Origin of the sequence: Agaricicola taiwanensis (assembly GCF_014635245.1) — a bacterium.
GTDB lineage: Bacteria > Pseudomonadota > Alphaproteobacteria > Rhizobiales > Methylopilaceae > Agaricicola > Agaricicola taiwanensis.
Genome location: NZ_BMCP01000017.1, coordinates 1 through 1,267, shown reverse-complemented (window position 1 = coordinate 1,267; position 1,267 = coordinate 1). Strand labels below are relative to the sequence as shown.

The window sequence follows — 1,267 nt, the reverse complement described above, 5'->3', positions numbered from 1 at the left end:
TGTAAAGACCGGAGACATCCCTGACACTCGTTCGGAGACATCCCTGACACTCATGGGGGCGGGTTTTGGTTCTGTGTGAGGTCGATGGAGCCGACCTGGGTGGCACCGAAGAAGATGCCGTATTGGCCGTCGGTGGAGCGTGGGCGGATGGCGAGGGTTTCGCCGCAGAAGGCGTCGGGCACGCGCCAGGACCGGCCCTGGAAGCGAACGTAGCCCTTGGTGCTGCTGACACGGCGGGTGATCTCGCTCTCGTCGTACTGCGGCTCCGGCAGGAGATTGGGGAAGGCGCGCGGTGACGGCCGATAGCGATTGGCCGGCACCGTCATGCCGATCCCCTGATGCGGGCGCTGATGGTTGTAGATCTCGCGCCAGCGGTCGAGCGCCTTCTGCGCCCGCTCCAGACCAATGATGGGGTTGAGGGCGAAGACCTCGGCCTTGAGGCTGCGGTGGAAGCGCTCGTTCTTGCCGCGCCCTTGCGGGTGATAGGGCCGGGCGTGGATGGTCTCGATGCCGAGCTTCAGCAGCCAGACCCGGAACTTGGTCCATTCGCCGGGAGCACCGGCACCCCAAGGCCGGCCATTGTCGACATAGACCGCCAGCGGCAGGCCATGGCGGCGCAGCGCCTGCTCGAGCCGCTGGCGCACCGTGATGCCGCGCTCATCGGCGCAGGCCTCCAGCGCCACCGCGTAGCGCGAGTGATCATCCACCACCGTCAGCGTGTGGCACCAGGTGCCGCAGGCAAGGCGGATACGACCCTTGAAGTCCATCTGCCACAATAGGTTCGGCGCCTCCCGCTCGAAGCGGCCATGGGCCTGCCGCTCCAGCGCCTCCGGCCCGATCCGGCCATGCCGCGCCAGCACCTGATGCACTGTGGAGACCGCGGGTGCTCGAGTGCCGGTGTCCTCCAGACGCCGGGCGATCTTGCGCGCACCCCAGGCCGGATGCTCGTCGCGTGCACCAAGGATCGCCGCCTCAAGCTCGGCCGGACTGCGGCGCGGACTGTGCCGCGGCCGGCGGGACAGGTCCTCCAGTGAGGCTCCGGCCAGATGCCGCCTCAGCCACACATAGCCCGTCTGCCGGCTGATCCCGAACCGCAGGCACAGCGCCGCCACGTTCGCTCCTTCAAGGTTCGCCAGAAGGCAGAACTCCCGACGCTCGTCCACCACAGATGTCTCCCGCCACACCATCCCGTCCTCCCGATGCAATCCGCATCAAAAGTGTCAGGGATGTCTCCGAACATCTGTCAGCTATGTCTCAAGACCAAACA

At 66.9% G+C, this 1,267-nt stretch carries 1 pseudogene; it reads right to left on the bottom strand.

From position 1 onward, the window contains the following. A pseudogene (locus tag IEV58_RS18120) lies at positions 1–1,187 on the bottom strand (IS481 family transposase); the annotation flags it as partial. Positions 1,188–1,267 lie beyond the last annotated feature (80 nt).